At 68.2% G+C, this 26,570-nt stretch carries 29 protein-coding genes and 1 tRNA gene; 21 read left to right on the forward strand and 9 right to left on the reverse strand.

The window, feature by feature from the left end:
• Positions 1-17: 17 nt before the first annotated feature.
• The 4 genes from FDA94_RS05070 to FDA94_RS05085 all read left to right on the forward strand — a co-directional run bounded on the left by FDA94_RS05070 (position 18) and on the right by FDA94_RS05085 (position 3,946).
• A complete protein-coding gene (locus FDA94_RS05070; protein WP_137245854.1) occupies positions 18-2,126 on the forward strand; it encodes an ATP-binding protein in 2,109 nt (702 codons plus the stop codon).
• Positions 2,123-2,692, forward strand: coding sequence for a GNAT family N-acetyltransferase (locus FDA94_RS05075; RefSeq protein ID WP_137245855.1), 570 nt, complete (start codon positions 2,123-2,125; stop codon positions 2,690-2,692). The genes FDA94_RS05070 and FDA94_RS05075 overlap by 4 nt, the downstream gene beginning before the upstream one ends.
• 14 nt (positions 2,693-2,706) lie before the next feature.
• Positions 2,707-3,024, forward strand: coding sequence for a hypothetical protein (locus FDA94_RS05080; RefSeq protein WP_137245856.1), 318 nt, complete (start codon positions 2,707-2,709; stop codon positions 3,022-3,024).
• 91 nt (positions 3,025-3,115) lie between these two features.
• Positions 3,116-3,946: an undecaprenyl-diphosphate phosphatase gene (locus FDA94_RS05085; protein ID WP_030455265.1), complete on the forward strand. Its 831-nt coding sequence runs from the start codon at positions 3,116-3,118 to the stop codon at positions 3,944-3,946.
• Here FDA94_RS05085 and FDA94_RS39000 read toward each other — a convergent pair whose 3' ends face one another.
• Positions 3,947-4,120: a hypothetical protein gene (locus FDA94_RS39000; RefSeq protein ID WP_170990785.1), complete on the reverse strand. Its 174-nt coding sequence runs from the start codon at positions 4,118-4,120 to the stop codon at positions 3,947-3,949.
• A gap of 135 nt (positions 4,121-4,255) precedes the next feature.
• Here FDA94_RS39000 and FDA94_RS05090 point away from each other — a divergent pair, with 135 nt between their 5' ends.
• Together FDA94_RS05090 and cobF are read left to right on the forward strand one after the other, a co-directional pair.
• Positions 4,256-4,621, forward strand: coding sequence for a MarR family winged helix-turn-helix transcriptional regulator (locus FDA94_RS05090; RefSeq protein ID WP_425460135.1), 366 nt, complete (start codon positions 4,256-4,258; stop codon positions 4,619-4,621).
• 13 nt (positions 4,622-4,634) lie between these two features.
• Positions 4,635-5,366, forward strand: coding sequence for a precorrin-6A synthase (deacetylating) (gene cobF, locus FDA94_RS05095; RefSeq protein ID WP_137245857.1), 732 nt, complete (start codon positions 4,635-4,637; stop codon positions 5,364-5,366).
• Here the strand turns inward: cobF and FDA94_RS05100 are convergent.
• Positions 5,345-6,265, reverse strand: coding sequence for an NAD(+)/NADH kinase (locus tag FDA94_RS05100; protein ID WP_137245858.1), 921 nt, complete (start codon positions 6,263-6,265; stop codon positions 5,345-5,347). The genes cobF and FDA94_RS05100 overlap by 22 nt on opposite strands.
• Positions 6,266-6,337: 72 nt before the next feature.
• On the opposite strand from FDA94_RS05100, the gene argG reads away from it, so the two are divergent.
• The 8 genes from argG to FDA94_RS05140 all read left to right on the forward strand — a co-directional run bounded on the left by argG (position 6,338) and on the right by FDA94_RS05140 (position 14,849).
• Entirely contained in the window at positions 6,338-7,783 is a 1,446-nt protein-coding gene (gene argG / locus FDA94_RS05105; RefSeq protein WP_137245859.1) for an argininosuccinate synthase, read from the forward strand.
• Between the two features lie 133 nt (positions 7,784-7,916).
• Positions 7,917-9,239, forward strand: a complete 1,323-nt coding sequence (locus FDA94_RS05110) for a serine hydrolase (protein ID WP_137245860.1) — start codon at positions 7,917-7,919, stop codon at positions 9,237-9,239.
• Between the two features lie 38 nt (positions 9,240-9,277).
• Positions 9,278-9,673 (forward strand): hypothetical protein, encoded by a 396-nt coding sequence (locus FDA94_RS05115; protein WP_137245861.1) that lies wholly within the window; start codon positions 9,278-9,280, stop codon positions 9,671-9,673.
• 49 nt (positions 9,674-9,722) lie between these two features.
• Entirely contained in the window at positions 9,723-10,241 is a 519-nt protein-coding gene (locus FDA94_RS05120; RefSeq protein ID WP_137245862.1) for an MFS transporter, read from the forward strand.
• Between the two features lie 68 nt (positions 10,242-10,309).
• The gene (locus tag FDA94_RS05125) at positions 10,310-11,455 is read left to right on the forward strand and encodes a cytochrome P450 (RefSeq protein ID WP_246059542.1); all 1,146 of its coding nucleotides are present in this window, start codon (positions 10,310-10,312) and stop codon (positions 11,453-11,455) included.
• A 27-nt stretch (positions 11,456-11,482) separates the two neighbouring features.
• The gene (locus FDA94_RS05130) at positions 11,483-12,061 is read left to right on the forward strand and encodes a copper resistance CopC family protein (protein ID WP_137245864.1); all 579 of its coding nucleotides are present in this window, start codon (positions 11,483-11,485) and stop codon (positions 12,059-12,061) included.
• Positions 12,062-12,181: 120 nt separating this feature from the next.
• Complete coding sequence (locus FDA94_RS05135) at positions 12,182-14,215, forward strand: bifunctional copper resistance protein CopD/cytochrome c oxidase assembly protein (protein WP_137245865.1); 2,034 nt, start codon at positions 12,182-12,184, stop codon at positions 14,213-14,215.
• Between the two features lie 10 nt (positions 14,216-14,225).
• Positions 14,226-14,849: a hypothetical protein gene (locus FDA94_RS05140; protein WP_137245866.1), complete on the forward strand. Its 624-nt coding sequence runs from the start codon at positions 14,226-14,228 to the stop codon at positions 14,847-14,849.
• 108 nt (positions 14,850-14,957) lie between these two features.
• Here FDA94_RS05140 and FDA94_RS05145 read toward each other — a convergent pair whose 3' ends face one another.
• Positions 14,958-15,344 (reverse strand): hypothetical protein, encoded by a 387-nt coding sequence (locus tag FDA94_RS05145; RefSeq protein ID WP_137245867.1) that lies wholly within the window; start codon positions 15,342-15,344, stop codon positions 14,958-14,960.
• 391 nt (positions 15,345-15,735) lie between these two features.
• The gene (locus tag FDA94_RS39005; protein ID WP_170990786.1) at positions 15,736-15,882 is read right to left on the reverse strand and encodes a hypothetical protein; all 147 of its coding nucleotides are present in this window, start codon (positions 15,880-15,882) and stop codon (positions 15,736-15,738) included.
• Positions 15,883-15,889: 7 nt separating this feature from the next.
• On the opposite strand from FDA94_RS39005, the gene FDA94_RS05150 reads away from it, so the two are divergent.
• From FDA94_RS05150 to FDA94_RS05160, 3 genes are all read left to right on the forward strand, one after another.
• Entirely contained in the window at positions 15,890-16,753 is an 864-nt protein-coding gene (locus tag FDA94_RS05150) for an NUDIX hydrolase (RefSeq protein WP_137245868.1), read from the forward strand.
• A 208-nt stretch (positions 16,754-16,961) separates the two neighbouring features.
• Positions 16,962-17,921 carry a permease gene (locus FDA94_RS05155; protein WP_137246060.1) on the forward strand — a complete coding sequence of 320 codons (960 nt, stop codon included), beginning with the start codon at positions 16,962-16,964 and terminating at the stop codon, positions 17,919-17,921.
• Positions 17,918-18,595 carry a TIGR03943 family putative permease subunit gene (locus FDA94_RS05160; RefSeq protein WP_137245869.1) on the forward strand — a complete coding sequence of 226 codons (678 nt, stop codon included), beginning with the start codon at positions 17,918-17,920 and terminating at the stop codon, positions 18,593-18,595. The genes FDA94_RS05155 and FDA94_RS05160 overlap by 4 nt, the downstream gene beginning before the upstream one ends.
• A 73-nt stretch (positions 18,596-18,668) precedes the next feature.
• Here the strand turns inward: FDA94_RS05160 and FDA94_RS05165 are convergent, their stop codons facing one another.
• Entirely contained in the window at positions 18,669-19,472 is an 804-nt protein-coding gene (locus tag FDA94_RS05165; protein ID WP_137245870.1) for a CHAP domain-containing protein, read from the reverse strand.
• 326 nt (positions 19,473-19,798) lie between these two features.
• Here FDA94_RS05165 and FDA94_RS05170 point away from each other — a divergent pair, with 326 nt between their 5' ends.
• Positions 19,799-20,833, forward strand: coding sequence for a S66 peptidase family protein (locus tag FDA94_RS05170; protein WP_137245871.1), 1,035 nt, complete (start codon positions 19,799-19,801; stop codon positions 20,831-20,833).
• Positions 20,834-20,839: 6 nt separating this feature from the next.
• Here FDA94_RS05170 and FDA94_RS05175 read toward each other — a convergent pair whose 3' ends face one another.
• Positions 20,840-21,598, reverse strand: coding sequence for a M15 family metallopeptidase (locus FDA94_RS05175; RefSeq protein ID WP_137245872.1), 759 nt, complete (start codon positions 21,596-21,598; stop codon positions 20,840-20,842).
• A 253-nt stretch (positions 21,599-21,851) separates the two neighbouring features.
• On the opposite strand from FDA94_RS05175, the gene FDA94_RS05180 reads away from it, so the two are divergent.
• Positions 21,852-23,033 carry an ATP-binding protein gene (locus FDA94_RS05180; RefSeq protein ID WP_137245873.1) on the forward strand — a complete coding sequence of 394 codons (1,182 nt, stop codon included), beginning with the start codon at positions 21,852-21,854 and terminating at the stop codon, positions 23,031-23,033.
• 78 nt (positions 23,034-23,111) lie between these two features.
• Here FDA94_RS05180 and FDA94_RS05185 read toward each other — a convergent pair whose 3' ends face one another.
• The 3 genes from FDA94_RS05185 to FDA94_RS05195 form a co-directional block, all read right to left on the reverse strand.
• A complete protein-coding gene (locus FDA94_RS05185; protein WP_137245874.1) occupies positions 23,112-23,906 on the reverse strand; it encodes a MauE/DoxX family redox-associated membrane protein in 795 nt (264 codons plus the stop codon).
• Between the two features lie 5 nt (positions 23,907-23,911).
• Positions 23,912-24,847, reverse strand: coding sequence for a hypothetical protein (locus tag FDA94_RS05190; RefSeq protein ID WP_137245875.1), 936 nt, complete (start codon positions 24,845-24,847; stop codon positions 23,912-23,914).
• Between the two features lie 142 nt (positions 24,848-24,989).
• Positions 24,990-25,472, reverse strand: a complete 483-nt coding sequence (locus tag FDA94_RS05195) for a MarR family winged helix-turn-helix transcriptional regulator (protein WP_137245876.1) — start codon at positions 25,470-25,472, stop codon at positions 24,990-24,992.
• Between the two features lie 109 nt (positions 25,473-25,581).
• Here FDA94_RS05195 and FDA94_RS05200 point away from each other — a divergent pair, with 109 nt between their 5' ends.
• Together FDA94_RS05200 and FDA94_RS05205 are read left to right on the forward strand one after the other, a co-directional pair.
• Complete coding sequence (locus FDA94_RS05200) at positions 25,582-26,145, forward strand: YceI family protein (protein ID WP_137245877.1); 564 nt, start codon at positions 25,582-25,584, stop codon at positions 26,143-26,145.
• A gap of 126 nt (positions 26,146-26,271) precedes the next feature.
• Positions 26,272-26,361: transfer RNA gene (locus tag FDA94_RS05205), tRNA-Ser, on the forward strand.
• The last annotated feature ends 209 nt before the right edge of the window (positions 26,362-26,570 follow it).

Here is a 26,570-nt window from a genome sequence, read left to right on the forward strand (position 1 = left end):
GTGGCGAGCCGGCGGAAATGCAGAACTTCAGTAACGATTTCACGGGTGACGCCGACTCGGTAGTGCAGATCGGTGCGATGCACGGCTCCATCAATCTGACTCCCAAGAACCGGGCTTTGCCACTGCCTCGGCAGTTGCCTCTGCCGGTCGCCGGGTTCGTCAACAGAGTCGAGACCATCGCGGCGTTGGACCGCCTCCTCGCCGCCGAAAGCGGCACAGGTGGGGTCTCCGCCATCGCCGGCCCGCCGGGCGTCGGAAAGACCGCATTGGTCATGCACTGGGCGCATCGAGTCCGCGACCGTTTTCCAGACGGAGATCTCTATATCGACCTGGGCGGCTATGGGCCAAGCGCGCCACTCAGCGCGGATCAGGCGCTCGACAGTTTCCTACGAGCGTTGGATATTCCAAAGGAGGGCATCCCCGCGACGCTTGCGGAGCGTGCCTCGCTGTTCCGCTCATTGGTTACCGGTCGGCGGATGCTCGTCGTCCTCGACAATGCCGCGGACACCGCGACGGTGCGCCCGCTTCTTCCGGCGGCGCGCGGCTGCTTAGCCTTGATCACGAGCAGAAGTAGCCTGGCCGGATTGGTAACACGGGAAGGAGCCGCGCGTGTGACCCTGGACGTGCTGAGTCCATCGGACGCCGTCGAGTTACTCGTGCAGGTGATTGGTGCTGCCCGCGTCACCGCAGAACCCGACGCGGCCGTTCGCGTCGCCGAACTCTGCGGCCATCTTCCGCTGGCGCTGAGAGTCGTGGCCGAACGTGCGGTGGACAGACCGAGGCTCACACTCGCCGACCTCGTCGCCGAGCTCGAAGAGGAACAGCACAGGCTCGACTCACTCGCGTCGGGTGAAGATGAGCTCAGCGACGTACGCGCCGCCTTCTCTTGGTCATATCGTGCGCTCGTCCCCGAAATGCAGCAGGCTTTCCGGTTGCTCGGTCTTCATCCCGGACGGGAATTCGGTGTCGAGGCGGCTATGGCACTGCTCGACTCCGCCGAGCCGCGAGCCACACAGCGTCTACTGGAAACCCTCTGCGCGGCGCATCTCCTGCAAGAGGTGTCCCGGAACCGTTATCGCCTCCACGATCTGCTGCGGGCGTACGCGAAGGAACGGCTGCATGAAGAGGTCAGCGCGAAAGACCAGACACTGGCCGTCCGCCGGGTTCTGAGCTGGTATCTCCTGGCCACCGATGCCGGCCGGAAGGTGATCCTTCCTCACTCGCATGAGGTGCCCCTCGTCCCGGCCGTAAAGCTCCGGGTACCGGCGTTCGACGACGCGGAGAAGGCCATGGTCTGGTTCGAGGAGGAGCGGCTCAACATTCTGGCTGCTCTGGATCAGGCTTTGGACACCGGTCAGTACGACATCGCGTGGAAATTGCCGGTCGCCGCCGACGGTTTCTTCGAACTCCACTCGTACTGGACGGAGTGGGAGGCGATCCACCGCGCCGGAGCCGAGGCTGCTCGTATCCTCGGTGACCGTCTGGGGGAGGCGTCGAACGTCTTCGCCCTGGGTGATGCTGACTGGCGTGGCGGGAGACCGGAAAGGGCGATGGCGAACTACCACACGGTCATCGCCTACGGTCGGGAAGCCGACGACGCGTGGCTCACCGGTTTCTCCCACCGGGGCTTGGGGCTCATTCACGAGGAGATGGGCGATCGCGAGGAGGCCTTGACCTGTTTTCGGTCGGCTCTCGAGGTCTTCCGCTCGGGGGGACTGCGGCGGGGAGAAGGCATGGCGCTTCTCAGCCTCGGGGAACACGCCGCCCTGCTGGAAGATTTCGAGGAGGCGGCGGCGCTGGGAGCCAGAGCCGTGGAGGTCTTCGTCGAAGCGCACGACGAGTGGAGCGCGGCCTGGGGAACCCGCCCGCTCGCAAGAGCACTGATGGAGCTCGGCCGGAGCGCCGAGGCTCAAGAACTGCTCGAACGGGCGGGAGCGACATTCGAGCGCTTCAAAGATCGGCGGAGCCTCGCGATGACGCTGGCGATGATGGGTGACATCCACCAAGTTCAGGGCGACTCCTCGGCCGCACGACATCGTTGGAGCGAGGCGGCGGAACTCTACGAGGCGTTCGGCGAGAACGCCCTCAGCGGGGAATTACGGGCGAAGGCCGCTGAAGCCGGATGAGCGAGTTCGTACTGGAACTGAGACATCGGACGCCACCTCAAGACTGGATCGCAGCCATCTGCGCCATTCATGACGATGTCTTCCTCCGTGAGCCCTTCGCTTGGACACCGGACACGTCGCAGGAGAACGCGGAGGATCTCCACAGGCTGGCCGGAGACCCGAGCTTCAGTGCGGTGATCGCGTGGCACGCTGGTGAACCGGTCGGTTATGCGTACGGCCACCGTCTGCCGGCTGACCACGGGTGGTGGCGGGCCATCCCCGAGCCGCTCCCGGCCGAGTTCACCGACGAATGGGACGGCCGCACCTTCGCCCTTGTCAGCCTCGCCGTTCTTCCAAACCGGCGAGGTCACGGGGTCGGCAGAAGACTCATCGACAGCCTGCTCGGTTCGCGGGGCGAGGAGCGTGCTGTTCTGTCCGTACAGCCGACGGCTCTGAGCACCCAAAGCATCTACCGGCATCTCGGCTGGCGCTTGATCGGCAGAAACGGCCCGTTCGCCGGGATCACGCCCCCTCGTTGGGACGTCTATGTAATGGAGACCCTGTCCCGCCCGAGCCCTGCCCCCTGATCGAGGAGTTTCTCTTGGACCCCATCACGCTCGCCATCGCCGGTGCCGTCGCCACAGGTGTCGTCACCCGAGCGGGAGAGTTGGCGGGCACAGCGCTGTCCACGCTGTTCGGCCGCATCCGCGACCGCTTCCGCGACCGGCCGGAGGAACTCGAATCGCCAGAGAGCACGGCGGCCGCACTCGAGACGGAGTTCACCCGCGATCCGGCCTTCCGTCAGGACTGCCACGCCCTGTGGAACCAGGCACAGAGCGGCGGCGTGGCCAATTCCTTCAACGGTCAAGCCAACAAGGTGATCCAGGCCCGGGACATTCACGGGAACATCACTTTCTAGGCGCCGCCTCGGCCGTTCGGTCGACGTGGGCGGGGCTCCAGATCCGCTAGCCTGGCCGCTCCACCACTTGAATAGAGGAAAGGGTGCGGTCGTGATCGGCTGGTTCGAAGCGGTCATTCTCGGGCTGATCCAAGGGCTCACCGAGTTCCTGCCGATCTCTTCCAGCGCCCACATCCGCGTGGTGTCGGCCTTCGCTGGCTGGCCCGACCCGGGAGCGGCGTTCACGGCGGTGATCCAGCTCGGCACCGAAGCCGCCGTGCTGATCTACTTCCGAAAAGAGCTCTGGGAGATCATCTCCACCTGGACGCGCTCGCTGTTCAACAAGGAGCTGCGCGACAACTGGGCCGCCCGCATGGGGTGGTACATCATCGCCGGCACCCTGCCCATCGCGGTCCTCGGCCTGGTGCTGAAAGACCAGATCGAGACGGTCTTCCGCGATCTGCGCATCGTCGGCGTCACCCTGATCGTCTTCGCGCTCATCCTCTGGTGGGCCGACCACACCGCGCGCAACACGCTGTCGCTGCAGACCCACCTCAACTTCAAGCACGCCCTCGGCTACGGCTTCGCCCAGTCGCTGGCGCTGATCCCCGGCGTCTCCCGCTCGGGCGGCACGGTGACCGCGGGTCTGCTGCTCGGCTACCGGCGTGAAGACGCGGCGAAGTACTCGTTCCTGCTGGCCATCCCGGCCGTGCTGGCGTCGGGCGGGCTGGAGCTGTTCGAGATCGGCGAGGGGCAGGCGCCCGCGTGGGGGCCGACGATCCTGGCCACGGTGATCTCGTTCTTCGTGGGATATGCCGCGGTGGCGTGGTTCCTGCGCTACATCAGCACCCACCGGTTCACCCCGTTCGTGATCTACCGGATCGTCCTCGGGGTGTTCGTCATCCTGTCGGTCGGCATGGGGTGGATCCCCGCGCAGGGCTGATCACGTCTCCATCGCCATCACGATCACGAGCCCGACCAGGTGGATCAGCACCACGAACACCATGAAGGCGACGAAGAGCCACTTGGCCGGGCCGTGCTCGAAGGTCTTGTCCTGCTTCAGCGGCGGGCGCTTCGCCTGGCGGTCGGCGATCCGCTCTTCCAGGGGCTTGCGCATCAGGGGCCATCCTCAGTCGGGTAGTGCGCTAATATTTAGTGTACTAACGATTAGTGTACTCAATGGGGTGGCATCATCGATCCGCTGTCTCTGGAGAACCAGGTCTGCTTCGCCCTGGCCGTCGCCTCCCGCTCGGTGATCGCGCTCTATCGGCCGGTGCTGGAGCCGATGGGCCTGACCCACCCGCAGTACCTGGTCATGCTGGCGCTGTGGGAGCGGGGGCCGCTGTCGGTCAAAGACCTCGCCGGGCTGCTGCAGCTCGAACCGGCGACGCTGTCGCCGCTGCTCAAGAGGCTGGAGGCGGCAGGCCTCGTCGAGCGCCGGCGCGGCACCGCCGACGAGCGCTCCCTGGCCGTGACCCTCACCGACAGCGGCCGCGCGCTCCGCGCCGAGGCCGAGAAGATCCCCGCCACGATCGTCGAACGCCTCGGCATGGACGTCGCCGAGCTGCAGGACCTGCACAAGGCGCTGACCCGGGTGATCGCCGCCGCGACCCGGTGACACACTCGTCTGTGTGAAACGCCTCCTCCTCATCGGGATCGGCGCCGGAGATCCGGACCATCTCACCCTCCAGGCCGTCAAGGCCATCGCGGCCACCGACGTCTTCTTCATCGTCGACAAGGGTGCGGAGAAGCGCGACCTGACCGATCTGCGCCACCAGATGATCAAGGATCACGCCCGCGAGCCCCACCGGGTCGTCACCGCGACCGACCCCGAACGCGACCGCACCGCCACCGCCTACGCCGAGGCGGTCGAAGACTGGCGCGAGCGCCGGGGCGTCCTCTACCACCAGATGATCGACGAGGCTCTCGGTGAGAACCAGGTCGGGGCGTTCCTGATCTGGGGAGATCCGGGCGTGTACGACAGCACGCTCGCCGCCCTCGAAGGACTCCCGGCCGACATCGAGATCGAGGTCGTTCCCGGCGTCAGCGCGGTCGCCGCCCTGACCGCCCGCCACCGCATCGGCCTGACGCGGGTCGCCCGCCCCGTCCACCTGACCACCGGCCGCCGCCTCGCCGACGAGGGGCCGAGCGCCGACGACATGGTCGTCATGCTCGACGCCCGCCTCGCCTTCGAGGGCCTCGATGACTTCGACATCTACTGGGGCGCCTACCTCGGCACCCCCGACGAGATCCTGGTCGCGGGCCCGGTCGCCGAGGTGGCCCCCAAGATCAGAGAGCTGCGCGCCGAGGCCAGGGAGCGCAAGGGCTGGATCATGGACACCTATCTGCTGCGCAGGCGCTGAGCCCGTTCCCTGAGCTCCTCGGGCACGAGTTCCAGCAGCTGGTCGGGCCGCAGCGGCAGATCGAGCAGGCTCAGCTTGACCCGCGTCTTCTGGGCGTGCGCGGCGGCGTCGAACCGCACCAGGTTCACCGCCTCCTTGTGCAGCCGCACCCCCAGCCCGTCGGAGGGGGCGAGATCCCGGGTGTGCACGCCGTCGAGCAGCACCCGGGCGGGCTCCTCCGAACGGTTGGTCAGCCGCATGTCGTCGTCAGACCCGAAGACGACCGTCCGGTCGATGCCCGTCATGGGCGCGACCGGCGTCAACGCCACCGCCGGAACCGACGGAGACAGCACCGGCCCGCCCGCCGCGTAGTTGTAGGCGGTCGACCCGGTCGGCGTACACGCCACCACGGCGTCACACCGGTAGTAGCCGTGCTGGATCCCATGAACCGAGAGGTCGACGTTGACCGTCGCCCACTGACGCGCCCCCGTCACCACCAGGTCGTTGAAGGCGACCGCGCCGTCGGCCATCAGGCAACTGTGCGGCTCCAGCATGAAGTCGCCTTTGGTCAGCCGGTCGAGCGCGGCCGGCAGCTCGGCGGGTGAGACCTCGACGAGGAACCCGAGGTTGCCGTGGTTGACCCCGAGCACGGGCGTCCCCCGCCCCACCACGAGCCGCATCGCCCCGAGCATCGTCCCGTCGCCCCCGAGGCTGACCACGGCGGTGGCCCGCTCGGCGAACTCGACGGCGGACACGCCCCCGACGTCAGGGCCGAGCCGGGCCGCGTCGGCCGCCGGCGCGATCAGGGTCGCCCCGCGAGCCGACGCGAACTCCCTGATCAGCGCGACGGAGGCGGCGACGGGATTACGCGGATGCGCCACGAGGCCGATGACATGCGGCTGACCGGAATCGAGTCCCATGACGGTCTCCTACCCAGGTGCTGGTCGGGAGGTTGATTGCATGGTCATGCAGGGGTGTGTATAGTTCTGCTTGTGTCCAAGGTGCTGAATTCCCTCCCTGTCGGTGAACGAGTCGGGATCGCCTTCTCCGGTGGCCTCGACACCTCCGTCGCGGTCGCGTGGATGCGCGAGCGAGGGGCCATCCCGTGCACGTACACGGCGGAACTCGGGCAGTACGACGAGCCCGACATCGCCTCGGTGCCCGGGCGGGCCCAGGAATACGGCGCGGAGATCGCGCGGCTGGTCGACTGCCGGGCGACCCTGGTCGAAGAGGGGCTCGCGGCGCTGGCCTGCGGGGCCTTCCACATCCGGTCGGGCGGCCGCACCTATTTCAACACCACGCCGCTGGGCCGCGCGGTGACCGGCACCCTTCTCGTACGGGCGATGCTCGACGACGGCGTCCAGATCTGGGGCGACGGGTCGACCTACAAGGGCAACGACATCGAGCGGTTCTACCGCTACGGCCTGCTGGCCAACCCGTCGCTGCGCATCTACAAGCCGTGGCTCGACGCCGACTTCGTCCACGAGCTCGGCGGGCGCAAGGAGATGTCCGAGTGGCTGCTCACGCGTGACCTGCCCTACCGCCACAGCACCGAGAAGGCCTACTCGACCGACGCCAACATCTGGGGCGCCACCCACGAGGCCAAGTCGCTGGAGCACCTCGACACCGGCATCGAGATCGTCGAGCCCATCATGGGCGTGCGGTTCTGGGACCCGCAGGTCGAGATCGCGCCCGAAGACGTGACCATCGGCTTCGAGCAGGGCCGGCCGATCACGATCAACGGCAAGGAGTTCGCCTCGCCGGTCGACCTGGTGCTGGAGGCCAACGCCATCGGCGGCCGCCACGGCATGGGCATGTCCGACCAGATCGAGAACCGCGTCATCGAGGCCAAGTCGCGCGGCATCTACGAGGCTCCCGGCATGGCGCTGCTGCACGCCGCCTACGAGCGCCTGGTCAACGCGATCCACAACGAGGACACACTGGTCAGCTACCACAACGAGGGCCGCCGTCTCGGCCGGCTCATGTACGAGGGCCGCTGGCTCGACCCGCAGGCGCTCATGCTCCGCGAGGCTCTCCAGCGCTGGGTCGGCACGGCCGTCACGGGCCAGGTCACGCTGCGGCTGCGCCGGGGTGAGGACTACTCGATCATCGACACGTCCGGCCCGTCGTTCAGCTACCACCCCGACAAGCTCTCGATGGAGCGCACCGAGGACTCCGCGTTCGGCCCGCTCGACCGCATCGGCCAGCTGACCATGCGCAACCTCGACATCGCCGACTCCCGCGCCAAGCTGGAGCAGTACGCCGGTCTCGGCATGGTCGGCAGCGCCCACGGCGACCTGATCGCCCTGCAGGCCGCGCCGACCGAGCTGATCGGCGCGATGCCCGAGGGCGGCGCCGAGGCGATCGCCTCGCGCGGCGAGGTGTCCGAAGACGACGCCCTGCTCGACGCGGCGGCGATGGAGTCGGGCACCGACTAGCCGTCTGTTCCTCCGCATCCCCGGCCGGCGCTCCGCCGGCCGGGGATGCGCGCATCTCACCGACGGGCACGGGTGACCTCCGCCACTGCGGGTATCCGGAAACGGCACCGGCTCATCAAACGGGGGAGACGCCGTGAGGCTCGCACGACTCATGCTTCCACTCGCGCTTCTGGTCAGCGCGTGCGCGACGGCCGAGCAGGCCGCACCTGCGGTGAGTTCGCCGGCCGCCACGTCGGGGGCGTACACCGGAGTGCCCATTCCCGACAGCCCCGTCGGCCGGAAACTGTCGTGGTATCTGGGCGCGCTGGCGGCGCTGCCCATCCCCGCCGAGCAGATCGACGAGAACTTCGCGCCGTCGTTCGTCAAACAGGTGCCCGCCGAGCAGATCAACGAGGTCAGCAACCAGCTCAAGGGTCTGCGGGTGGTCGAGATCCAGCGGGCCACCGAGACCGACCTCGTGGCGCTGGTCCAGTCGGGCGAGAACCAGGCGAAGCTGAGCATGGCCGTCGACCCGACGGGGAAGATCGCCGGCCTCCTCGTCTCCCCGGCCGACGCGCCCACCCCCGCGAGTTGGGGTGACATCGACCGGCGCCTCGCGACCGTGGCCCCGTCGGGCTTCCTGGCCGCCGGTGAGGACTGCAAGCCCGTCCACGGCATCGAGCCCGACCGGGCCCGTCCACTGGGTTCGATGTTCAAGCTGTACGTCCTGGGCGCCGTCGCCCAGGAGGTCAAGGCCGGCCGCCTTTCCTGGGACGACGAGCTGACCATCACCGACGCCGCGAAGAGCCTGCCCAGCGGGGAACTACAGGACCGTCCCGACGGAACGAAGGTCACGGTCGAGCAGGCCGCCAAGCTGATGATCTCCATCAGCGACAACACCGCCACCGACCTGCTGATCGACCGCGTCGGCAAACCGGCCGTGGAGGCCGTGATCCGCGACTGGTCGTCGAACGCCGACAGGAACATCCCCCTGCTGACCACCCGCGAACTGTTCATCCTCAAGGGCGCCGACCACCCCAAGTACGCCGAGGGCTTTCTGAAGGCCCCCGACCGGCGCGCCTACCTGGAAGACACCGTCGACAAGGTCCCGACCAGCGAGGTCGAGACGTGGACGACCCCGCGCGACGTCACCACGATCGAGTGGTTCGGCAGCCCCACCGACATGTGCCGCGCCCTGGTCAACCTGCACGGCATGGGCGGGCCCGAACTCGACGAGATCATGGGCGCCAACGACGCGGCGCTCGGGCTAGACCAGAAGACCTGGCCCACGGTGTGGTTCAAGGGCGGTTCCGAGCCCGGGGTGCTGACGCTCGGCTTCCTGGCCCGCTCAGACCAGGACGAGATCGGGGTCGTGGTGGTCCAGGCCGCCGACGAGAAGAAGGCGATCCCCGAGATGGCCGCGGCGACCGAGGTGCTGGCGATCGTCCGGGGAGCGTTCGGCCTGCTCCCCAGCTGAGGCCGGGTTTTGTCGGTGCCGGTCGATAACGTGTTCGCATGAGTTACGGCATCAGCTTCCTGCCTCCCGACGCCTACGAGGCGCTCGAAGAGAAGGCTCCGGAGACGGTCGACTACGCGGTCTGGTCGACCGTCGCCGTCGCGGTGCGCGACGTGCTCGGCGTGGTGTCAGAAGACCTGCTGAACTGCGAGGTGACCCAGCTCTCCACCGGTCTCATGGTGACCTGCCATCTGGGGCGGTGGAGCGTGACCCTGCCCGGCCCGCCGTCCGAAGAGACGGTGGCCGCGCTGCGCGGGGTCTGCGAGATCGTCGAACGGGCCACCGGGCTGACGGCCTACGATCCCCGGCTCGGCGTCCCGCTCTCGGAGCCCGGCGACTTCACCCGCTCGATCGCGGCCTTCGAGGTGGTGGCGGCTCCTTCGGGCGCTCTTTGATCAGCTGAGGCAGCCGAATGGGTGGTGCGCGTGCGATGATTGCGGAGCTATGTCTGCGGCGCTGCCCTTTCGTCTCGCGCGTGCCACGGTGTTCGCCGTGGTCTGTTCGGGGCTTGCCGCCGTCGCCCACACCTTCGCCGGCGGGTCGGTCACCGCTCCGGGGCTGTCCGCCGCGTTCGCCCTCACACTTGTCGCCGCCTTCCCGCTGACCGCGCGCGAGCGCACGGCCGGCGAGATCATGCCGCTGCTGGGGGCCATGCAGGTGCTGCTGCACCTGCTCTTCTCGGTCCTCCACGTCTCCTCGCCCGAACGGCTCGCCGGGCACCTGCACATGCCGAGCCTGAGCATGATCGTCCTGCACGTCTGGGCGGTGGTCGTCACCGCCTGGTGGCTCGGCCGGGGCGAGGAGCTCTTCTGGACGCTCCTGCGCCGGCTCGCCGGCCGGATTGTCCCGATCATGTCGCTGCCACGACCTCTTTCGGTAACAGGCGTTCCCGTGACGGTGGCGCCGGTTGTCGTGAAGAGCACCTCTCGTCATCCTGTCGAAGGGCGCGGCCCACCTCGTTGAGGCCGAACGCTCCTTCCACCCATGACGATGAGGAACCATCTGTAATGTCCGACTCCGAGTTTCCGCTTGTGCAGTTTCTGCGCGACCGGATGGATCCCATAGCCGAGCTGTCCCAGATCCGGGCCGAACGCGCCGTCCATCCTCTGACCATTCCCGGCGGCTCGACGGTCTGGCTCGTGACCCGGTACGAAGACGTACGGGCCGTGCTGGGTGACACCGCACGGTTCAGCAACGACTTCGGCAACATCACCGGAATGGGGTCGAATCAGGACGACCCGGGCGGCCTGGGTTTCCGCGACCCGCCCGAGCACACGCGGCTGCGCCGCATGCTCACGCCCGAGTTCACCATGCACCGGCTGCGGCGGCTCGAACCCCGCATCACCGCCATCGTCAACGAGCAGCTCGACCTGGTCCAGAAGGAAGGCGCGCCGGCCGACCTGGTGTCGTCGTTCGCGCTGCCGATCCCGTCGCTCGTCGTGTGCGAACTCCTCGGCGTCCCCTACGAGGACCGCGCCGACTTCCTGCGCTTCTCGACCGACCGGTTCGACTTCTCGGCCGGGCCGGAGGCCTCGCTGCAGGCCATCAACGACTCGATGGCCTACCTGACCGAGCTGGTCGCGCGCGAACGCCGCGCGCCCGGCGAGGGTCTGCTCGGGGCGCTGCTGCGGGAGCACGGAGACGACGTCAGCGACCGTGAGCTGGCCAGTCTCGCCGACGGCCTGCTGACCGGCGGCCACGACACGACCACGAGCATGCTCGCCCTCGGCACCCTGTGGCTGCTGGAGAACCCCGAGTTCCTCGCTCTCGTGCGCGACACCGACGACCACATCGACCAGGTCGTCGAAGAGCTGTTGCGTTACATGACCGTCGTCCAGGTCGCGTTCCCGCGGTTCGCGCGGGAAGACCTCGAACTCGCCGGACAGCCGATCGCGAAGGGCGAGATGGTGCTCTGCTCGCTGTCGGCGGCCAACCGAGACGCGATCCTCGGCGAGGACATGGACACCGCCGACCCGAACCGCCGGGAGCTCAAGTCCCACCTGGCCTTCGGCCACGGCGTTCATCGATGCATCGGCGCCCCGTTGGCGCGGATGGAAATGCGTGTCGCCTACCCCGCCCTGCTGCGGCGTTTCCCGGGCCTGAGACTCGCAGGCGAACCCGCCTACCGCCAGGTCGCGATCGTCTACGGCCTCGACTCGCTGCCGGTCGAATGGTGACCTGACTCCATCGGACGGAGTTTTCTCATGCTTTTCCGCAGAACGGCGGCGCTCATCCTGCTGGCGGCCGCCACGCTCTGGCCCGCTTCGGCGGCGCAGGCGCATGACGTACTGAAATCCAGCAACCCCAAGGAGAACGCCAAGGTCGAGAGCCTGACCGAGGTGGTGCTGGAGTTCAGCAACTCCGTGCGGTTCCCGAAGGTCGTCGTCAACGGCCCCGACGACAAGAACTACGCGTCGGGTGAGGCGGAGCGCGACGGCCACAAGGTGATCCAGGCCGTGTCGGGTCCGCTGCCGGCCGGGAAATACGTCATCGCCTACCGGATCGTCTCCTCTGACGGGCACCCCAGAACGGGTGAGGTGCCGTTCACGGTGACCGCCCCGAAGACGCCGACGGAGTCCCCGACCCCCGAACCCTCCTCGCCCGAGCCGACGCCCGTCGCGGCCTCCACGCCGCCGGCGGTGGACGCCGCCCCGCAGAGCAGCGCCGAAGACGCAGACTCTGGCGGCGGCGGCGGGTTCCTGATCCTGGCCATCGGCGTGGGCGTGGTCGCGGTGGCGGCCGTGGTCACGGCGACGAGACGGAAACCGAACAAGGGCGAGTGACGCGCTTCGACGGACGGGCGGCCGTCCGTCCGTCGACGGTGTCCTCCCATCGGCATCACCCCCCGACAGCGCTTCCGACTCGGTAGTGCTCTCACCGGCTTTACCCCCGGAAGGCTGGATATGAGGTTCCCCCCACGTGCCCAGGTGGCCGTCACCGCCGTCGCGGCGGTCGCGGTCCTGTTCGCGGTCCTCTGGTACGGCGGCGGGCGTCCCGCCGCGCTCGTCGAAGGGCTGCCCTCGCCGGGCCTCCTGACCGAATGGGGGCTCCCGCTCGTCAGGTTGCTGCACGACGTCTGCGCGGTCGCGACGGTCGGCCTGCTGCTGACGTCGGTCGCCTTCACGCGCGATGAGGCGATCCGCACTTCGGCGCGGCGGCAGGTCGTGTGGTGGGCCTCGGGATGGGCGCTGACCGCGCTGGCCACGATCGCGCTGACGCTGTCGGACTTCCTGGGCCTGCCGGTCTTGGAGGCCCTGGGTGCCGGGGTGCTGCAGACCTTCGTCTTCAACATCGCGCAGGGGCAGGCGTTCCTGCTCGTGGCCATGATCGCGGCCGTGATCGCGTTCTGCGCGCTGCTCCGCGGGGCCGAACTGGTCCTGCTCGGCGCGGCCCTCTTCGCCGCCCTGCCACCCGCGTATGTCGGACATTCGGCCTCGGCGGCCGACCACAACCTCGCGGTGTCCAGCCTGATGCTCCACATCGCCGCCGCCGCGATCTGGGTCGGCGGGCTGTTCGGCGTACTGACCCTGGTCCGCCGCGACCGTGACCTGGTGTGGGGGGTCCGCCGCTTCAGCGCGGTGGCACTGTGCGCCTACGCGGCGGTGGGCGCGTCGGGGCTGATCAACGCCTGGGTCAGGCTGGGCGGGCTGACCCCGTTGTTCGAGTCCCGGTACGGACTGCTGGTGCTCGCCAAGATCGCGGCATTGGCGGTCCTGGGATGGTTCGGCTGGCGCCACCGGAAGGTGACGATCGCACGCCTGGAGGCCGATGCGTCGGCGGGCCAGGTGCCGTCGGGTGACTCTGCGGCTTCGCGGTCGGGTCAGGAACGGTCGGCTCAGGGCGAGTCGGCCCTGGGCGAGTCGGTAGACGGGCTGGAAGGGGCGGTCGCGTCCGGGGCGGCTCGCGACGAGTCGATGGAAGAGCACTCAGCCGGGTCGGCGTCCGGAACCGAGGGCCAGAGCGCGTCCTCTGCGGAACTGCCGGTCGCTGCTGCGGCGGCTCGGCGGCCCTTCCTGCGGCTGGCGGCGGTTGAGGTGGCGATCATGAGCGCGACGATGGCGCTCGCCGTCGGGTTGTCGCGGACCGCGCCGCCCGCGAGTACCGACGTTCCCAACGTCAATGCGGCCCTCGGCTATGTGCTGCCGTCCATCTCGTTCGACCGGCTGCTCTCGGAGTCGCGGCTCGATCCGATCATCCTGCTCGGCATCGCCGGGTTGGTGATCGCCTATCTGGTCGGTCTGCGCCGTCAGGTCTGGCCCGTCGGGCGGACCGTCGCCTGGTTCCTGGGCATTCTGGTCCTTCTCTACGCTTCGACCGGCGGTCTGTCCGCCTATGGCCCGGCGGTCTTCTCGGTATTCTCGGTCGAATACGCCCTTCTCGGCACGCTGGCCCCGGCTCTGCTGGCCTACGGTGCGCCGATCGGCCTCGCCGGGGGGCGGGAACTGCTGCCGAGGGCGCTGGCCAATCCGGCCGTCGCGCTGGGGTTCTACGTCGCCTCGCCGGTCTTCCTCTACCTTCTCGGGTTCTTCGAGCTCGCCCAGTCGAGCCACGCGCTGCACCTGGCCATGGTGGTCGTCCAGGTCGCGGCGGGGCTGGTGTTCTTCGTCGTGGTCGCGGGGGTCGATCCGCTGCCGAGGGCCGTGCACACGTACACAAGAATTCAGCTCGTCGGGATCGCCGTCGCGGTGCAGATCGCGGTCGGGGCGCTGCTGCTGCTCGGGCCTCTGCAGGCCGAGGACTGGTATGCCCTGGTCGCCGTCGACTGGGTGCCCGACCGGGCCGGAGACCAGCAGCTGGGTGCGCTGCTCGGCGCGGGGATCAGCGTGGCGGTGTTGCTGGTGGTGCTGGTGAGTCTGGTGGTACGGGTCGTCGCGGCCCGTCGCCGGGTTTCGATTCTCAACGTGCAGAAGATGGACGATCGTCGGCAGAAGAAGTAACGTCACCCCCATGGCCGTGAAGGTAAGCCGCCGGCCGGTTCCCCCGCCGGCCCCCGCCCCCCGCAAGCCGTACCTCATCGTGGTTCTGCTCGTCGTCGTGCTGGCCGCGGGTGTGGGCATCGGTTATCTGGTCGGACGTCCCGACTCGGTCGAGAGGATGCAGATCTCCGACCTCAAGCGGGATGCCGAGCAGATCAAGACCCTGACCGACCAGGCCCGCCTGACGGTCGAGGAGCTCGACAAGATCCTGCCCGCCATGGCGGAGGCCGGCCCGCCGGACGTCCCGGCCTGGCAGGAGGCCGTCCGCAAAGCGGTCGAACGCCACTCTGAGACGCCGAGCGGGATGACCGAGACGAACGTCGCCAGAGGCGGCTTCCGGAGCGCGGTGAACGCTCTGTCGATCTCCGTCGACCTGCTGGCCGCGGCGCAGAACCTGCCCGAGGCCGACCGCGCGCCCTACGTGGAACTGGCCACCCGCCAGCGCACGCTCGCCATCACGACCTGGTCGGTCGCCGCCACCCAGCTCGACCAGCTCAACGTCGAAGCGGGATTCGGCCACCAGCACGCCTACCTGTCGGGAGCCCCCGGTGAGGGCGGCATGCACGCGGACGAGATCCCGGAAGGCACGGAATGACCTTGGTCATCCCTCTGGCTCCGGCGGGTGTGGTCGCGTCCACCCGCCGGTCCGGATATTGACGCATCGGCGGCCCGGCGGAACGCGGGCCGCCGCATTGGGACGTTCCTATTCGGGGCTGCACCACTCCGCGACGGCGGCGACGAAACCCTCCGCCGTCGGCGCCGCCACCGCGAGCTGCTCGGCGGCGAAAGCGGAGAACTGCATGGGGTCTTCGGGTGAGGCGAGGATCTTCTCGCAGACCTGGGAGCCGACCGTGAGGGCCTTCTCCTGGTTGGTCGCGAGGGCCGGGTCGACAGAGGCCAAAGCGGTGAAGAAGGCCTTCTTCTGGCCTTCGGAAGGTTCGGGTGCGGCGGGGACCGTGATCTCCGTCGGGCTGGCCTGGACTGCGGCCGTCGGTGCCTCTGACGTCGCCGGCGCCGCCGTCTCCGCGCCTCCGCCGCAACCTGCGACGGCGATGACGGCAACAGCGAGAGTGGTAGCGAGTCGAATCATGAAAAATCACCCTAGCGCCCACCCCTCCCGTGGGAGGGGCGGGCGTGGATTGCCGTGCTATGGACAGCCCGCTCCCGCATGTCGTGGAATGACGACGAGCGCGGTTCGCAGGTGAGAAGCCATACGTTAACCGTCCCATCCGGACGGATCGGGAAGGATGACTTACCAGTCCATAACGATCAGCCATCGGGCCCGTCACAACCAGCCGGTAGCCGTCGCCCTCAGGGTCGACTTCTGTCGGCGCCCCAGGTCAATGTGACAGGCGCGACAGGGAGTGATTAGCGATGCAACAGTGGCACCGTTCGACCCCACTACCGCAGGTGTGGCCGACTGACCGATATGAGGTTAAGAGCACCAGACCGGCGCCTGATTTCACATCTGTTGACCGATATCACTTCGCCGAACTGGCACTTGAGTCGGCGGAGAACTTGATGTCGTCCGGGTGGGTCACCCATGTGACAGTCGTCAGGATCGACGACGGAACCGTCCTTTTCGACACCAAGGCGGTGGTTCCGTTGGAGTCCTGGTAGCCGATCATCGACCCCATGACAGCCAAGGACGGGGACGGCTGGACCCACTGCGGACGCGGTCACCAGCACTGGGGCGTCTACGGAGCCTCCGGCCTGCTCGCCGTGCACCACACGGCGCGAGCCTCCTACGTCCTGATGCAGAAGAGAGCCCTGTGGAGTCACCACGGCGGAACGTGGGGGCTCCCCGGAGGCGCGATCGACAGCCACGAAGACGCGATCACCGGCGCGTTGCGTGAGGCGCACGAGGAAACCGCCCTCTCCCGCGACGCCCTGCGGGTGCGGGGCGTGTACCTGGACGACCACGGCGGCTGGGCCTACCAGACCGTGATCGCGACGGCGGCGGAGAAACTCCCCGTCCACCTGAACATGGAGAGCACCGCTCTCCGATGGGTCACCTTGGCCGAACTGCCCCGCAGGCGTTTGCACCCGGGATTCGCGGAGACGTGGCCAGTGGTGAGGGAGATGCTGAAACCGCTGGTCGTGGTGGTCGACGCGGCCAACGTGATCGGCGCACGGGCGGAACACGGCTGGTGGCGCGACCGCGCCGGCGCGACGTCGCGCCTGCTGGCCGAGCTGGTCGAGCTGGCCGTCGACGGGGTGATCGCCCCGATCGAGGGCCTGCCGTTGCTGACCCGGCGGTTTCCCCAGATGGTCGTGGTGGTGGAGGGCGCGGCCCGTGGGGCGAAGGTTCCGGAGGGTCTGATCGACGTGCGGGCGGCCGAGGGGAGCGGGGACGACGCGATCGTGGAGGTCGTCCGGGAGGCGCCGGTCTGGGAGACGGTGCTGGTGGTGACGGCGGACCGGGGGCTGCGCGAACGGGTGCAGGCCGAGGGCGCCCTGGTGACCGGGCCGAAGTGGCTGCTGGGGCAACTTCCCTGACGTGCCGGGTGCGAGGGGCTGCCCTGGTGACCGGGCAGAAGTCCCGAGGTCTCGGGTGCGAAGGGCTTCCTGGTGCTGGTCGGGGTTTTCCACAGGGCGCTGATTGTTCTGAGGTTTTCCACAGGTCCCGCGTCGTCATCCGTGAAGGTCTGGCCGGTCTGGAAGCATCGGGTTCGTGGCTGAGCGTCTTGAGGTTCCTCCCGCCGAAATGCCGCCCGCCGACTCGGGGCGGAAGGGCCCGTCGTCGTTCGGCCCTTGGGTGTTCGTCGCAGTGCTCGGCCTGCTGTTGCTCGGGCAGTTCGTCTACGCGCCCTATCTGACCTCTCCCGCGCTGCAGACGTGGTCGACGGTCTTCGTCGCCATCTGCGTCCAGGCGCTGCCGTTTCTCGTCTTCGGAGTCCTGCTGTCGGCGGCGATCACGGCTTTCGTCCCGGCCTCCTTCTGGACTCGGGCGCTGCCCAAGCGGGCGGCGCTGGCCGTGCCGGTGGCGGGTGCTGCGGGGGCGGTGCTGCCGGGGTGTGAGTGCGCTTCGGTGCCGGTGGCGGCCGGGCTGATCTCGCGGGGGGTGACCCCGGCGGCGGCGCTGGCGTTCCTGCTGTCCTCGCCGGCGATCAATCCGGTGGTCATCGTGGCGACGGTGGTCGCGTTCCCCGGGCAGCCGATGATGGCGGTGGCGCGGTTCGTGGCCTCGCTGGTGGTGGCGGTGCTGGTCGGGTGGGTCTGGCTGCGGTTCGGCAAAGGGGAGTGGCTGCGGACGCGGCGGCACCACGACCACGCGGGGTTCGCCGAGGCGATGCGCCATGACCTGCTGCACGCCGGGGGCTTCCTGGTCGTCGGCGGCATGGCGGCGGCCACGATGAACGTGATCGTGCCGCGTGAGTGGCTCAACGCGTTGGCCGGGAATCTCTGGGTGTCGGTGCTCGCGCTGGCGCTGCTGGCGGTGGTCCTGTCGATCTGCTCGGAGGCCGACGCGTTCGTGGCCGCCTCGCTGACGGCCTTCTCGCCGACCGCGAGGCTGGCGTTCCTGGTCGTCGGGCCGATGGTCGACCTGAAGCTGATCGCCCTGCAGACCGGCACGTTCGGCCGGCGGTTCGCCGCCCGGTTCGTGCCGCTCACGTTCTCGCTGGCCGTGCTGGTCAGCGTCGTCACCGGGACGGTGCTGCTGTGAACCGGCTGACCCAGAGTCTCGTGCTGATCCTGCTCGGCGGGGCGGTGCTGCGGATCACGACGGTGTCGAACGAATACCTCAACTACGTCAAGCCGGGGTTCCGCTACTTCCTGATCGCCGCCGGGGCGACGGTGCTGGTCCTCGGCGCGATCGGGCTCCTCAAGAAGGAAGACGGCCATCGCGGGCCGTGGGTGGCCTGGCTGCTCACCCTGCCCGTGTTCGCGATCTTCCTGATCGCCCCGCCGCCGCTGGGCAGCTACGCCGCCCGGTCGGAGGAGGCGCCCGCGCGGCCGGTGGGGGCGCTGACGGCGTACACGCCGCTGACGGGGCCGGTCTCCGCGATGACCATCGGGGAGTTCCTCGGCCGGGCCTGGGGCGACACGACGAAGTCGCTGACCGGCAAGAAGGTGAAGCTGACCGGGTTCGCGGTGCCGTCGAAGAAGCGGGGCCAGTGGTATGTGGCGCGGATGCAGATCGCCTGCTGCGCGGCCGACGCCGTGCCGCTGAAGGTCGCGGTTCTCGGGGCGCCGGCTCCGGCCGAGAACCAGTGGATCGAGGTCACCGGCACCTGGGTGCCCCCGAGGGCCGGCGGTCCAGAGCCCGGCACGGTCGCCCCCGAACTCGACGCGACCGACGTGACGGAGATCCCGCAGCCGGTCGAACCCTACGAGTGAGCGTTTGCGGAAAAGACGAACGGGGCGGACGCCGGGCAGGGGAATCCCGGCGTTCGCCCCGTTCGAGGGTGGGTCAGCGTTTGCCGCACGCGACCCAGTGAGAGATGAGCTTCTTGAGGGCGCCGCTCTTCTTGGCGGCGGCCAGGCCGAGCGCGACGGGCAGCAGCACGGTGCCGGCGGCCAGGGGCTCGGGAGTCCCGGTCAGCATGCCGCTGACGTCGTGACTGTCGACCTTCTGCGCGGTCATCGACTGCGTCGTCTCGGCGACGGGCTGCTTGACGGCGACCATCTCGGGAGCGCCGGTCAGCATGCCGTTGACGTCGGCCGACTTCGCCTGCTTGGTGGTGGCCGACAGCGCCGTCTCGGCGGCGGCCTTCTTGGCGGCCAGCTTGACGGTCTTCTCCTTGGCCATGAACTTCTCGCGGACCTTCTCCGGGTAGCCGTAGCCGACGATGGTGCTGTCGGTCCGGGTCTTGGTCACGACCTTGTTGCTGATGTTGCCCTCGATCGTCTGGATGGTCTGGTCGTTGATGACCTTCTTGACCAGTCCGACGTGGTCGATTGCGCTGATGTTCTTCGAGTGTCCCCAGTCGAAGAAGACGATCGCGCCCGGAACGGGCTTGGATCCCCAGGCGCCCTGGTTCTTGAACCACTGCGCGTGCTCGGGGGTGTAGGCGAACTGGCCGACGTCCTGCGCCTGACCCGTCTGGTGGGCGGCCCAGGAGACGAACATGTCGCACCAGGCGGCGTCCTTGTAGCCGGGCTTCTTGACGACGTTCGTCCCGAACCAGTCTCCGAACTTGGATGAACCGTTGACCTCGGCGTAGCCCATCTGGGAGTTGGCCACGTTGATCAGCGCGTCAGCGTAGTTCGTCATGAGAATCCTGAACGTTTCCGATCCTGTCTGTCGACCGCGCCGCAGGGCGGTAGATCGGATTCGCTCTCTGTAGACAGTGGGGCAGTTCTCGCTTTACCGGCGTGGGCACCGGAGTGGGGCGATCCTTGCGGCAACTTTGGTCACGGATTACCGCGACAGGTCCCAATCTATCCACGCTCAAGCCGGGGTCAAACGCTTCACGCCGTTCTTTACTCTTTACCTGGTTTATCGCTTTCGGCAGAGGGATTTTACCTTTATCGAATTCCCTTGCGGGCAAGGCGATTCGGTGCTCTCTGGGAGATCTCCGGCCCTGGTAGCGTCAACGGATGCTTTACCCAAGGAAGCTCAAACAGGGTGATCGAGTAGCCGTCGTCTCGCCCTCCGGAGGCCTTCCCGAGGTCTTCCCGATCCCGTTCGATCATGGTCTGCGGCGCCTCAGAGATGAGTTCGGCCTGGTCACGGTGGAGACGCCGACCACCCGGCGGATGGGGGCGACGCCGGAGGAAAGGGCCGCCGACATCACCGCCGCGTTCGCCGATCCGTCGGTGCAGGCGATTGTCGCGGCCATCGGGGGCGACGACCAGATCACCGTCATCCCCCATCTCGACGACGAAGTGATCAGGCGAAATCCCAAGCCGTTCTTCGGCTACAGCGACAACACCAACCTGCTCGCCCACCTCTGGCGGCTGGGCATCGTGAGCTATCACGGGGGTTCGGTGATGGTGCAATTCGGCCGGGGCGGCGCGATGCATCCGATCACCAAGGCGTCTTTACGTGCCGCGTTCTTTACCTCGGGTCCGTTCGAGCTGACCGAGTCGCCCGAATACGGCGACGTCGAACAGGACTGGGAAGATCCGGAATTCGTCAATGGCGCGCCGCTCATGAGTGAATGCGGCGGCTGGATATGGCACAACGCCGATCGCGTGGTCGAGGGCGCCACGTGGGGCGGCAATCTGGAGATCCTGCACTGGATGCTGGCGGCCGACCGCGACATCGCCGCGCCGGAGGCGTACGCGGGGATGGTGCTGATCGTCGAGACCAGTGAGGAGATGCCGTCGGCGACCGAGGTGTTCCGCATGCTGCGCAACCTCGGCGAGCGCGGGATCCTCGGGCGGTTCGCGGCCGTGGTGTGCGGGCGGGCGAAGGCGTGGTCGTTCGAGAACGGGAACGGGCCCGAGGAGAAGGCGCGCTACGCACGGGAGCAGCGGGAGGCGATCCTCCGGGCGCTGGCCGTCTACGCGCCGGAGGCGCTGGTGGTCTTCGACGTCGACTTCGGGCACACCGACCCGCAGGTGGTCATCCCCTATGGAGGGCTGATGCGGGTCGACGGGCCCGCGCGGAAGATCACCGTCGTCTACTGAACGGGCTCAGCGGCCGCTCTGGCTGAAGTGCTGGTAGTCCTTGGTGCCGGTCCAGTCGCCGCCCCAGCCCCATCCGATGCTCGCGAAGGCCTTGACCACCCGGTCGTCGGCGTTGATCACGCCGGGCTTCTTCAGCGGGCGGTCGACGAAGTCGTCGGCGTTGCTGTGGGCGTGCGCGCCGTCGGCCTCCACGTAGGGGTTCTCCCTCGGGTTGAGGTCGACGGCCAGGCCGTAGGCGTGCTGCGACCAGTTCGTCGAGCCCGTCGCGGCGCGGCAGTTGAAGGCGGAGGTGTTGTCGGCGTCGATCGAGGCGTAGTCGTCGCCCTTGTACTTGTCGACCGGCTCCATGCGCTTGATGGGGTATCTGAAGTCGTACAGCTTCTCGAAGACCGAGGTGATCTTCTCGGCCACCGACGCGTTCACGACCAGTTGCCCCGTGTGGGCCTTGTCGTCGAATCCCCAGTACGTCATGGTGATCATCCGCAGGTCGTTCAGGCCGACCGGGCAGCCCGGACGCCATGAATACTTCACCTGGTCCCGGGTCACCTTCGTGATCTTCGACGTGAACTCGGGCGGGGCCGTCGGTGTGGGCGACGGGCTCGCCGCGATGGACGCCGCGGTGGACGCCGCGGTGGACGCCACAGACGTCGTTTCCGTCACGATCGGGGCGGGCGAGACGGCGCCGGTGGTGGTCGTGGCGCCGCACGCCACCGCCCCCAGGCTTGCCGTCAGCCCCACTGCCAGCGCTGACCTGCGGATTGACATGCTTCGAGCGTACCCACGCGAGTGTCGGACTTTCCGGTCTACGTCAGGGTTTTACGGTGAAACGCTCGCGCACATGTTCGGATCCGCGCTACAGTCGATCGCGTCGGATCGAACAGATGTTCCCTGCGAAAGCCCTGGTAGGTGGTGTGCGATGGCGGTCGGGCTGGTGGCGCGGCCTCACGGCGCGACACGCCGTAGGTCTTTCTACGGAAATCTACGACGGCCGCTATATCCGGTCATAAAGTCCGACACCGTGGACCCTGTGCGCAACCCCTATGCCCCCGGTGCGGGGCAGCGCCCTCCCGAGCTGGCCGGGCGTGATCGTGAGCTGCAGCAGTTCGAGGTCGTGCTGGAGCGGGTGGCCCGTGGGCGGCCCGAGCGGAGCATGGTGATCACCGGGCTGCGGGGTGTCGGCAAGACGGTGCTGCTCAACACGTTCAAGTCGATGGCCATCCAGCGGCTGTGGGGGACGGGAAAGATCGAGGCCCGGCCCGAGCAGTCGATCCGGCGGCCCGTCGCGGCGGCGCTGCACATGGCGGTCCGCGAGCTCGCGCCCCGTCATCGGGCGCCCGAGCGGATCGACGAGTTCCTGGGCGTGCTGAAGGCGTTCGCGATGCGCGATCCGTCGGCCGCCAAGGGGACCACCCACTGGTCGCCCGGCATCGACGTCCCCGCCGCGCGGGGGCGGGCCGACTCAGGCGATCTGGAGATCGACCTCACCGAGCTGCTCAGCGACGCCGCCGGGGTCGCCACCGACCTCGGGGTCGGGATCGCGCTGTTCATCGACGAGATGCAGGATGTGCCGGCCGCCGACATCTCGGCGCTCTGCGCCGCCTGTCACGAGCTGTCGCAGATAGGCGGCCCGCTGATCGTGGTGGGCGCGGGGCTGCCGCACCTGCCGTCGGTGCTGTCGGCGTCCAAGAGCTATTCAGAACGGCTTTTCCGGTACGCCAGAATCGACCGCCTCGACCGCGAAGCCGCCGATCTGGCGCTGATCGTCCCGGCCGAGGAAGAAGGCGTGGCGTTCACCAGCGACGCCCTCGACGCCCTCTACGAGGCCGCTGACGGCTACCCCTACTTCGTCCAGGCCTATGGCAAGGTCGCCTGGGACCTGGCGCCGCGCAGCCCGATCACGGCCGAAGACATCAAGGTGTCGGCGCCCGAGGCCGAGGAGGAGCTCGCCGTCGGGTTCTTCGGCAGCCGCTACGAACGGGCGACCCCGGCCGAACGCGACTACATGCACGCCATGGCGCAGCTCGGCGACGACCCGGTGGCGACCGCCGAGGTCGCCGACGCGCTCGGGCGCAAGCCGTCCAGCTTGTCGCCGGCCCGCGACAGCCTCATCAAGAAAGGCCTGATCTACAGCGCCGAACGCGGCCTGATCGCGTTCACCGTTCCCCATTTCGGCCGGTTCCTGCGTGCGCAGCCGGTCTGAACCCTTGTCCTCTCTACGGCTTTCTAGAGGGGAAGCTAGAGAGTCGTAGAGAGCTACATCAACCATGTCTAGGGCTTTCTAGAGAGAAGCCGAGACAGGGATAGATTGCTGGATGGGCGTGTGCCCGCCGACCACCGCGACGCGGACCGGCGGGCGCCGCCCGCTCAGGTAGACCGCGAAGACCACCTCAGCGCCGTTGAGCGCCTCGAAGACGAAGAAGCGCCAGCAGAGCTCCCGCCACGAGTCGCTCGGCAACTCGCTGCCGAGCAGGTGGACGTGGTTGCGCCACACCGCGCTCGACCGCAGCCGGGCCGCCGCCCGCTCGGGGGCGAAGGGGCGCAGTTCGCAGGGCGCGCGATACTTCAGCCGGGCGTAGGTCTCCTCGATCTCCGGCGACAGCGCCAGCAGGACCACCGTGAAACCGGCCAGCCAGGCCAGGACCTGCCAGTCCGGCGCCGGCAGGCCGGGGGAGCCGTCGAGGGCGACGATGACGGCCATGCCGGTCAGGACGAGCGTGCGGCTGATCGCACGCAGGCCCACCGGGGTCGCGCTCACGTCGCCGAAGCAGCCGCAACCGGCGTCGGGGCGGCGGCGGCGCAGGTCGTACAGGACATAGGTGGCGACCGTGAAGAACGCCACGGTCATCCAGCGGGGGGCCGGGTGGTCGACCAGCAGCAGGCCCGCGACCAGGCCGAACTCGCCGATCGCGCAGCAGATGAGGGCGTTCTTGCGCCAGCTCTCGGGAGCCAGCACGGCCGGGCCGAGCCGGCCGAAGGCGCCGGGCTCCGAGTCGCGCCCGGCCGTGACCAGCTTGGCGACCCCGCCGATCACCAGCATGAACACCAGAATGGGTTGCGCCGCCGCGGCGACCATCCCGCTCACCCCAATCCCACACGCACGTTGAAGCAGCCGTTGGTCAGATCGCCGCCGAGTTCCACGTAAGACATGGCCGACAGCTCCACCACCCGCCCCCGGGGGGATGTGCCACATTCCACGCATCGGTCGCAGAACCGCCCCGCCATGCAGCCACAGGCCACCACGGGAAGCACGGTCGCGCGATCGGCGCAGACATTCCGTACATGAACGCTCGAACCGAGCGCGAGATAAGGGAGAGCGGCGCACGAGACGCCCGCATCGGCGCAGCCGGTGTCCGACTGCTCCAGCATCGGGTAGGCCACACCCGCTTCGATGTGGTCTGACCAGACGGCCGTCCCGGAGATCTTCGACTGTACGCCGCCATAAGCCGCCGGAGGATCGGGAACGTGGGCCGCCCGGTAGGCGGGCTGCGAGGTGGCGGGGATCTGCGCCAGCGCGGTGGTGCCCTCGACGGTGCCGATCGCGTCGAACAGGAAACCGGGTTCGAGGCGCGGGTAGCGCACCCGGACGCGGCCCGACGACCGATAGGGGATCACGACCGAACGGCGCCCCCGGTGGGGCCCGCAGTCGAGCACGACCGCAATGTCGTCACGACCCGAGACGGACAGGATGATCCCCGTCATCCGGGTCACATCAGCCCAGATGCGGTCGACGACCTTGCCCTGCCGAAGCGCCCGGATGATCACCCGGGCGCCCACGGGCAGGTCCGCCGGGGCCACGAAGCCCCCCCGCCAGGCCTTGGCCCAGTGGGCGATGACCAGGCGTTCCTCGTGGCCCTCGTCGTCTTCGATGATGATCAGGTGAGGACTGACGTCGAGGATGGTGCCGCTGACGGCGTCGAGCAGCACCCCGCTCTCGGCGTTCGCGCGCGGCGGTTCAAGCTCGCGGCCGAGCACGGCCGCCGCCAAGGCTCTCCGGCGTTTCGCTGGTATCCCCACGCTCTGTAGCCTCACATGTCGTCTGCCCTAATAGAGGCATAATTCAGGCGTTGACTCCCGAGCGGGATCAGAATCCTCGTACTGGATGGAATCCCATGTCCCCCGTGTCAGGGCATATCACCACCTCGACGGCTTGTCCCTTTTAGGTGGCGGGTTCGATTTCCTCCGCGCCGGCGGTGGCGCAGGGCCGGACGACGTCCCGGATGAGTCGAAGGGTCTCCAGGAAACGGTGGAGCTCGGCCGGCTGCAGCAGGCCGGTGAACCAGTGCTCGATATCTTCGAGATGACGGGGCAGCACCTCGAGCAGCCGGGCCCGCCCGGCTTCGGTGATCTGGGGGTAGAAGGCACGCCGATCGGTCGCGCAGGCCTCGCGGGAGACCAGCCCTTCGCGCTCCAGCCGATCGATGACGCGGGTGATGCCGCTCGTGGACAGGTTGGTCTGAGCGGCGAGGTCACTCATGCGGAGCCCCTGGCCGGGGGATCGGGCCAGGCGGATCAGCGTCTCGAAGTCGACCTCGGAGAGGCCGGCCTCCGCGAAGGCCCGCCGATTTTTGTCGGCGATGCCCGTGTAGACCTCGGCGAACAGCCCCATCGCGGTCAGCCGAGGGTCGTCGAATGGATCCATGCGGGGAAGTCTACGCCACGATGGTTGACGGCAGGAATATCTGTCCGGTAGACATTTGTTGGAGCAAACATCCGCAGGACAACTACCGCCTCTTCTGGAGTTATCGATCATGAGCGTACGCGAGTGGAACGGCCAGACCATTCCCGCGGCCGGCACCTTCACCCTTGACGTCGCGCACACCCGCGTCGGTTTCGTGGCCAAGCACATGATGGTCAGCAAGGTCCGGGGCAACTTCGAGAAGTTCGACGGCACCATCACCGTCGCCGAAGAGCCGCTCCAGTCCAGCGTCGACGTCACCCTCGAGGCCGCGTCGATCACCACCCACGTCGGCGACCGCGACAACCACCTCCGCAGCGACGACTTCCTCGCCGCCGACAAGTACCCCCAGATCACCTTCAAGAGCCTCCGCGTCGAGAACGTCGACGGCAACGAGTTCACCCTCGTGGGCGAGCTGACCATCCGCGACGTGACCAAGGAGGTCCCGCTGAAGGTCGAGTTCGGCGGCGCCGCCACCAACCCGTGGGGCCAGGAGATCTTCGGCTACTCGGCCGAGACCGAGATCGACCGCGAGGCGTTCGGGCTGACCTGGAACCAGGCGCTCGAGACCGGCGGCGTGCTGGTCAGCAAGAAGATCAAGATCGAGATCGAGGGCGAGGCCGTGCGTCAGGCCTGACGCCTTTCCCTCCTTCGCGCAGACCTTGTCCACAGGCTGTGGATAAGGTCTGTGCGACGCGACGGGTATCCACTTTGCCGCGTCGGCGGATCGCCGGTACTCTGTCGGGAGCCGATATGGCTACCAGGAGGTTTCGCCTAGTCCGGTCTATGGCGCCGCACTGCTAATGCGGTTTGGGTCTCAAGCCCATCCGGGGTTCAAATCCCCGAACCTCCGCAGTTCAGAGGCCCTCTTTCCTTAACGGGACGAGGGCCTTTTTGCTGCCCGAAACGGCTCAGGGTTGCAGTTGGCTGCTCCAGAGGGCGGAACTCAAGCGGTCGCCGGCGTCCTACATCTGGAGGCTTGCCACGTGGGTGTAGCGCTCGGTTGTGGTGACCATGCGGGTATCCTTCGACGATCTCCAGAGCACGTCGCACGTTACGGAT

The organism is Herbidospora galbida, from assembly GCF_005233835.1.
Classification (GTDB): domain Bacteria; phylum Actinomycetota; class Actinomycetes; order Streptosporangiales; family Streptosporangiaceae; genus Herbidospora; species Herbidospora galbida.

Excerpts from the sequence above, each read along its gene's own strand:
- FDA94_RS05070 (WP_137245854.1), top strand. The coding sequence starts at position 18 with ATGCAGAACTTCAGTAACGATTTCACGGGTGACGCCGACTCGGTAGTG.
- FDA94_RS05075 (WP_137245855.1), top strand. The coding sequence starts at position 2,123 with ATGAGCGAGTTCGTACTGGAACTGAGACATCGGACGCCACCTCAAGAC.
- FDA94_RS39000 (WP_170990785.1), bottom strand. The coding sequence starts at position 4,120 with ATGCGCAAGCCCCTGGAAGAGCGGATCGCCGACCGCCAGGCGAAGCGC.
- FDA94_RS05100 (WP_137245858.1), bottom strand. The coding sequence starts at position 6,265 with ATGGGACTCGATTCCGGTCAGCCGCATGTCATCGGCCTCGTGGCGCAT.
- FDA94_RS05115 (WP_137245861.1), top strand. The coding sequence starts at position 9,278 with ATGAGTTACGGCATCAGCTTCCTGCCTCCCGACGCCTACGAGGCGCTC.
- FDA94_RS05120 (WP_137245862.1), top strand. The coding sequence starts at position 9,723 with ATGTCTGCGGCGCTGCCCTTTCGTCTCGCGCGTGCCACGGTGTTCGCC.
- FDA94_RS05130 (WP_137245864.1), top strand. The coding sequence starts at position 11,483 with ATGCTTTTCCGCAGAACGGCGGCGCTCATCCTGCTGGCGGCCGCCACG.
- FDA94_RS05135 (WP_137245865.1), top strand. The coding sequence starts at position 12,182 with ATGAGGTTCCCCCCACGTGCCCAGGTGGCCGTCACCGCCGTCGCGGCG.
- FDA94_RS05140 (WP_137245866.1), top strand. The coding sequence starts at position 14,226 with ATGGCCGTGAAGGTAAGCCGCCGGCCGGTTCCCCCGCCGGCCCCCGCC.
- FDA94_RS05145 (WP_137245867.1), bottom strand. The coding sequence starts at position 15,344 with ATGATTCGACTCGCTACCACTCTCGCTGTTGCCGTCATCGCCGTCGCA.
- FDA94_RS39005 (WP_170990786.1), bottom strand. The coding sequence starts at position 15,882 with ATGATCGGCTACCAGGACTCCAACGGAACCACCGCCTTGGTGTCGAAA.
- FDA94_RS05150 (WP_137245868.1), top strand. The coding sequence starts at position 15,890 with ATGACAGCCAAGGACGGGGACGGCTGGACCCACTGCGGACGCGGTCAC.
- FDA94_RS05155 (WP_137246060.1), top strand. The coding sequence starts at position 16,962 with ATGCCGCCCGCCGACTCGGGGCGGAAGGGCCCGTCGTCGTTCGGCCCT.
- FDA94_RS05165 (WP_137245870.1), bottom strand. The coding sequence starts at position 19,472 with ATGACGAACTACGCTGACGCGCTGATCAACGTGGCCAACTCCCAGATG.
- FDA94_RS05170 (WP_137245871.1), top strand. The coding sequence starts at position 19,799 with ATGCTTTACCCAAGGAAGCTCAAACAGGGTGATCGAGTAGCCGTCGTC.
- FDA94_RS05175 (WP_137245872.1), bottom strand. The coding sequence starts at position 21,598 with ATGTCAATCCGCAGGTCAGCGCTGGCAGTGGGGCTGACGGCAAGCCTG.
- FDA94_RS05185 (WP_137245874.1), bottom strand. The coding sequence starts at position 23,906 with ATGGTCGCCGCGGCGGCGCAACCCATTCTGGTGTTCATGCTGGTGATC.
- FDA94_RS05195 (WP_137245876.1), bottom strand. The coding sequence starts at position 25,472 with ATGGATCCATTCGACGACCCTCGGCTGACCGCGATGGGGCTGTTCGCC.
- FDA94_RS05200 (WP_137245877.1), top strand. The coding sequence starts at position 25,582 with ATGAGCGTACGCGAGTGGAACGGCCAGACCATTCCCGCGGCCGGCACC.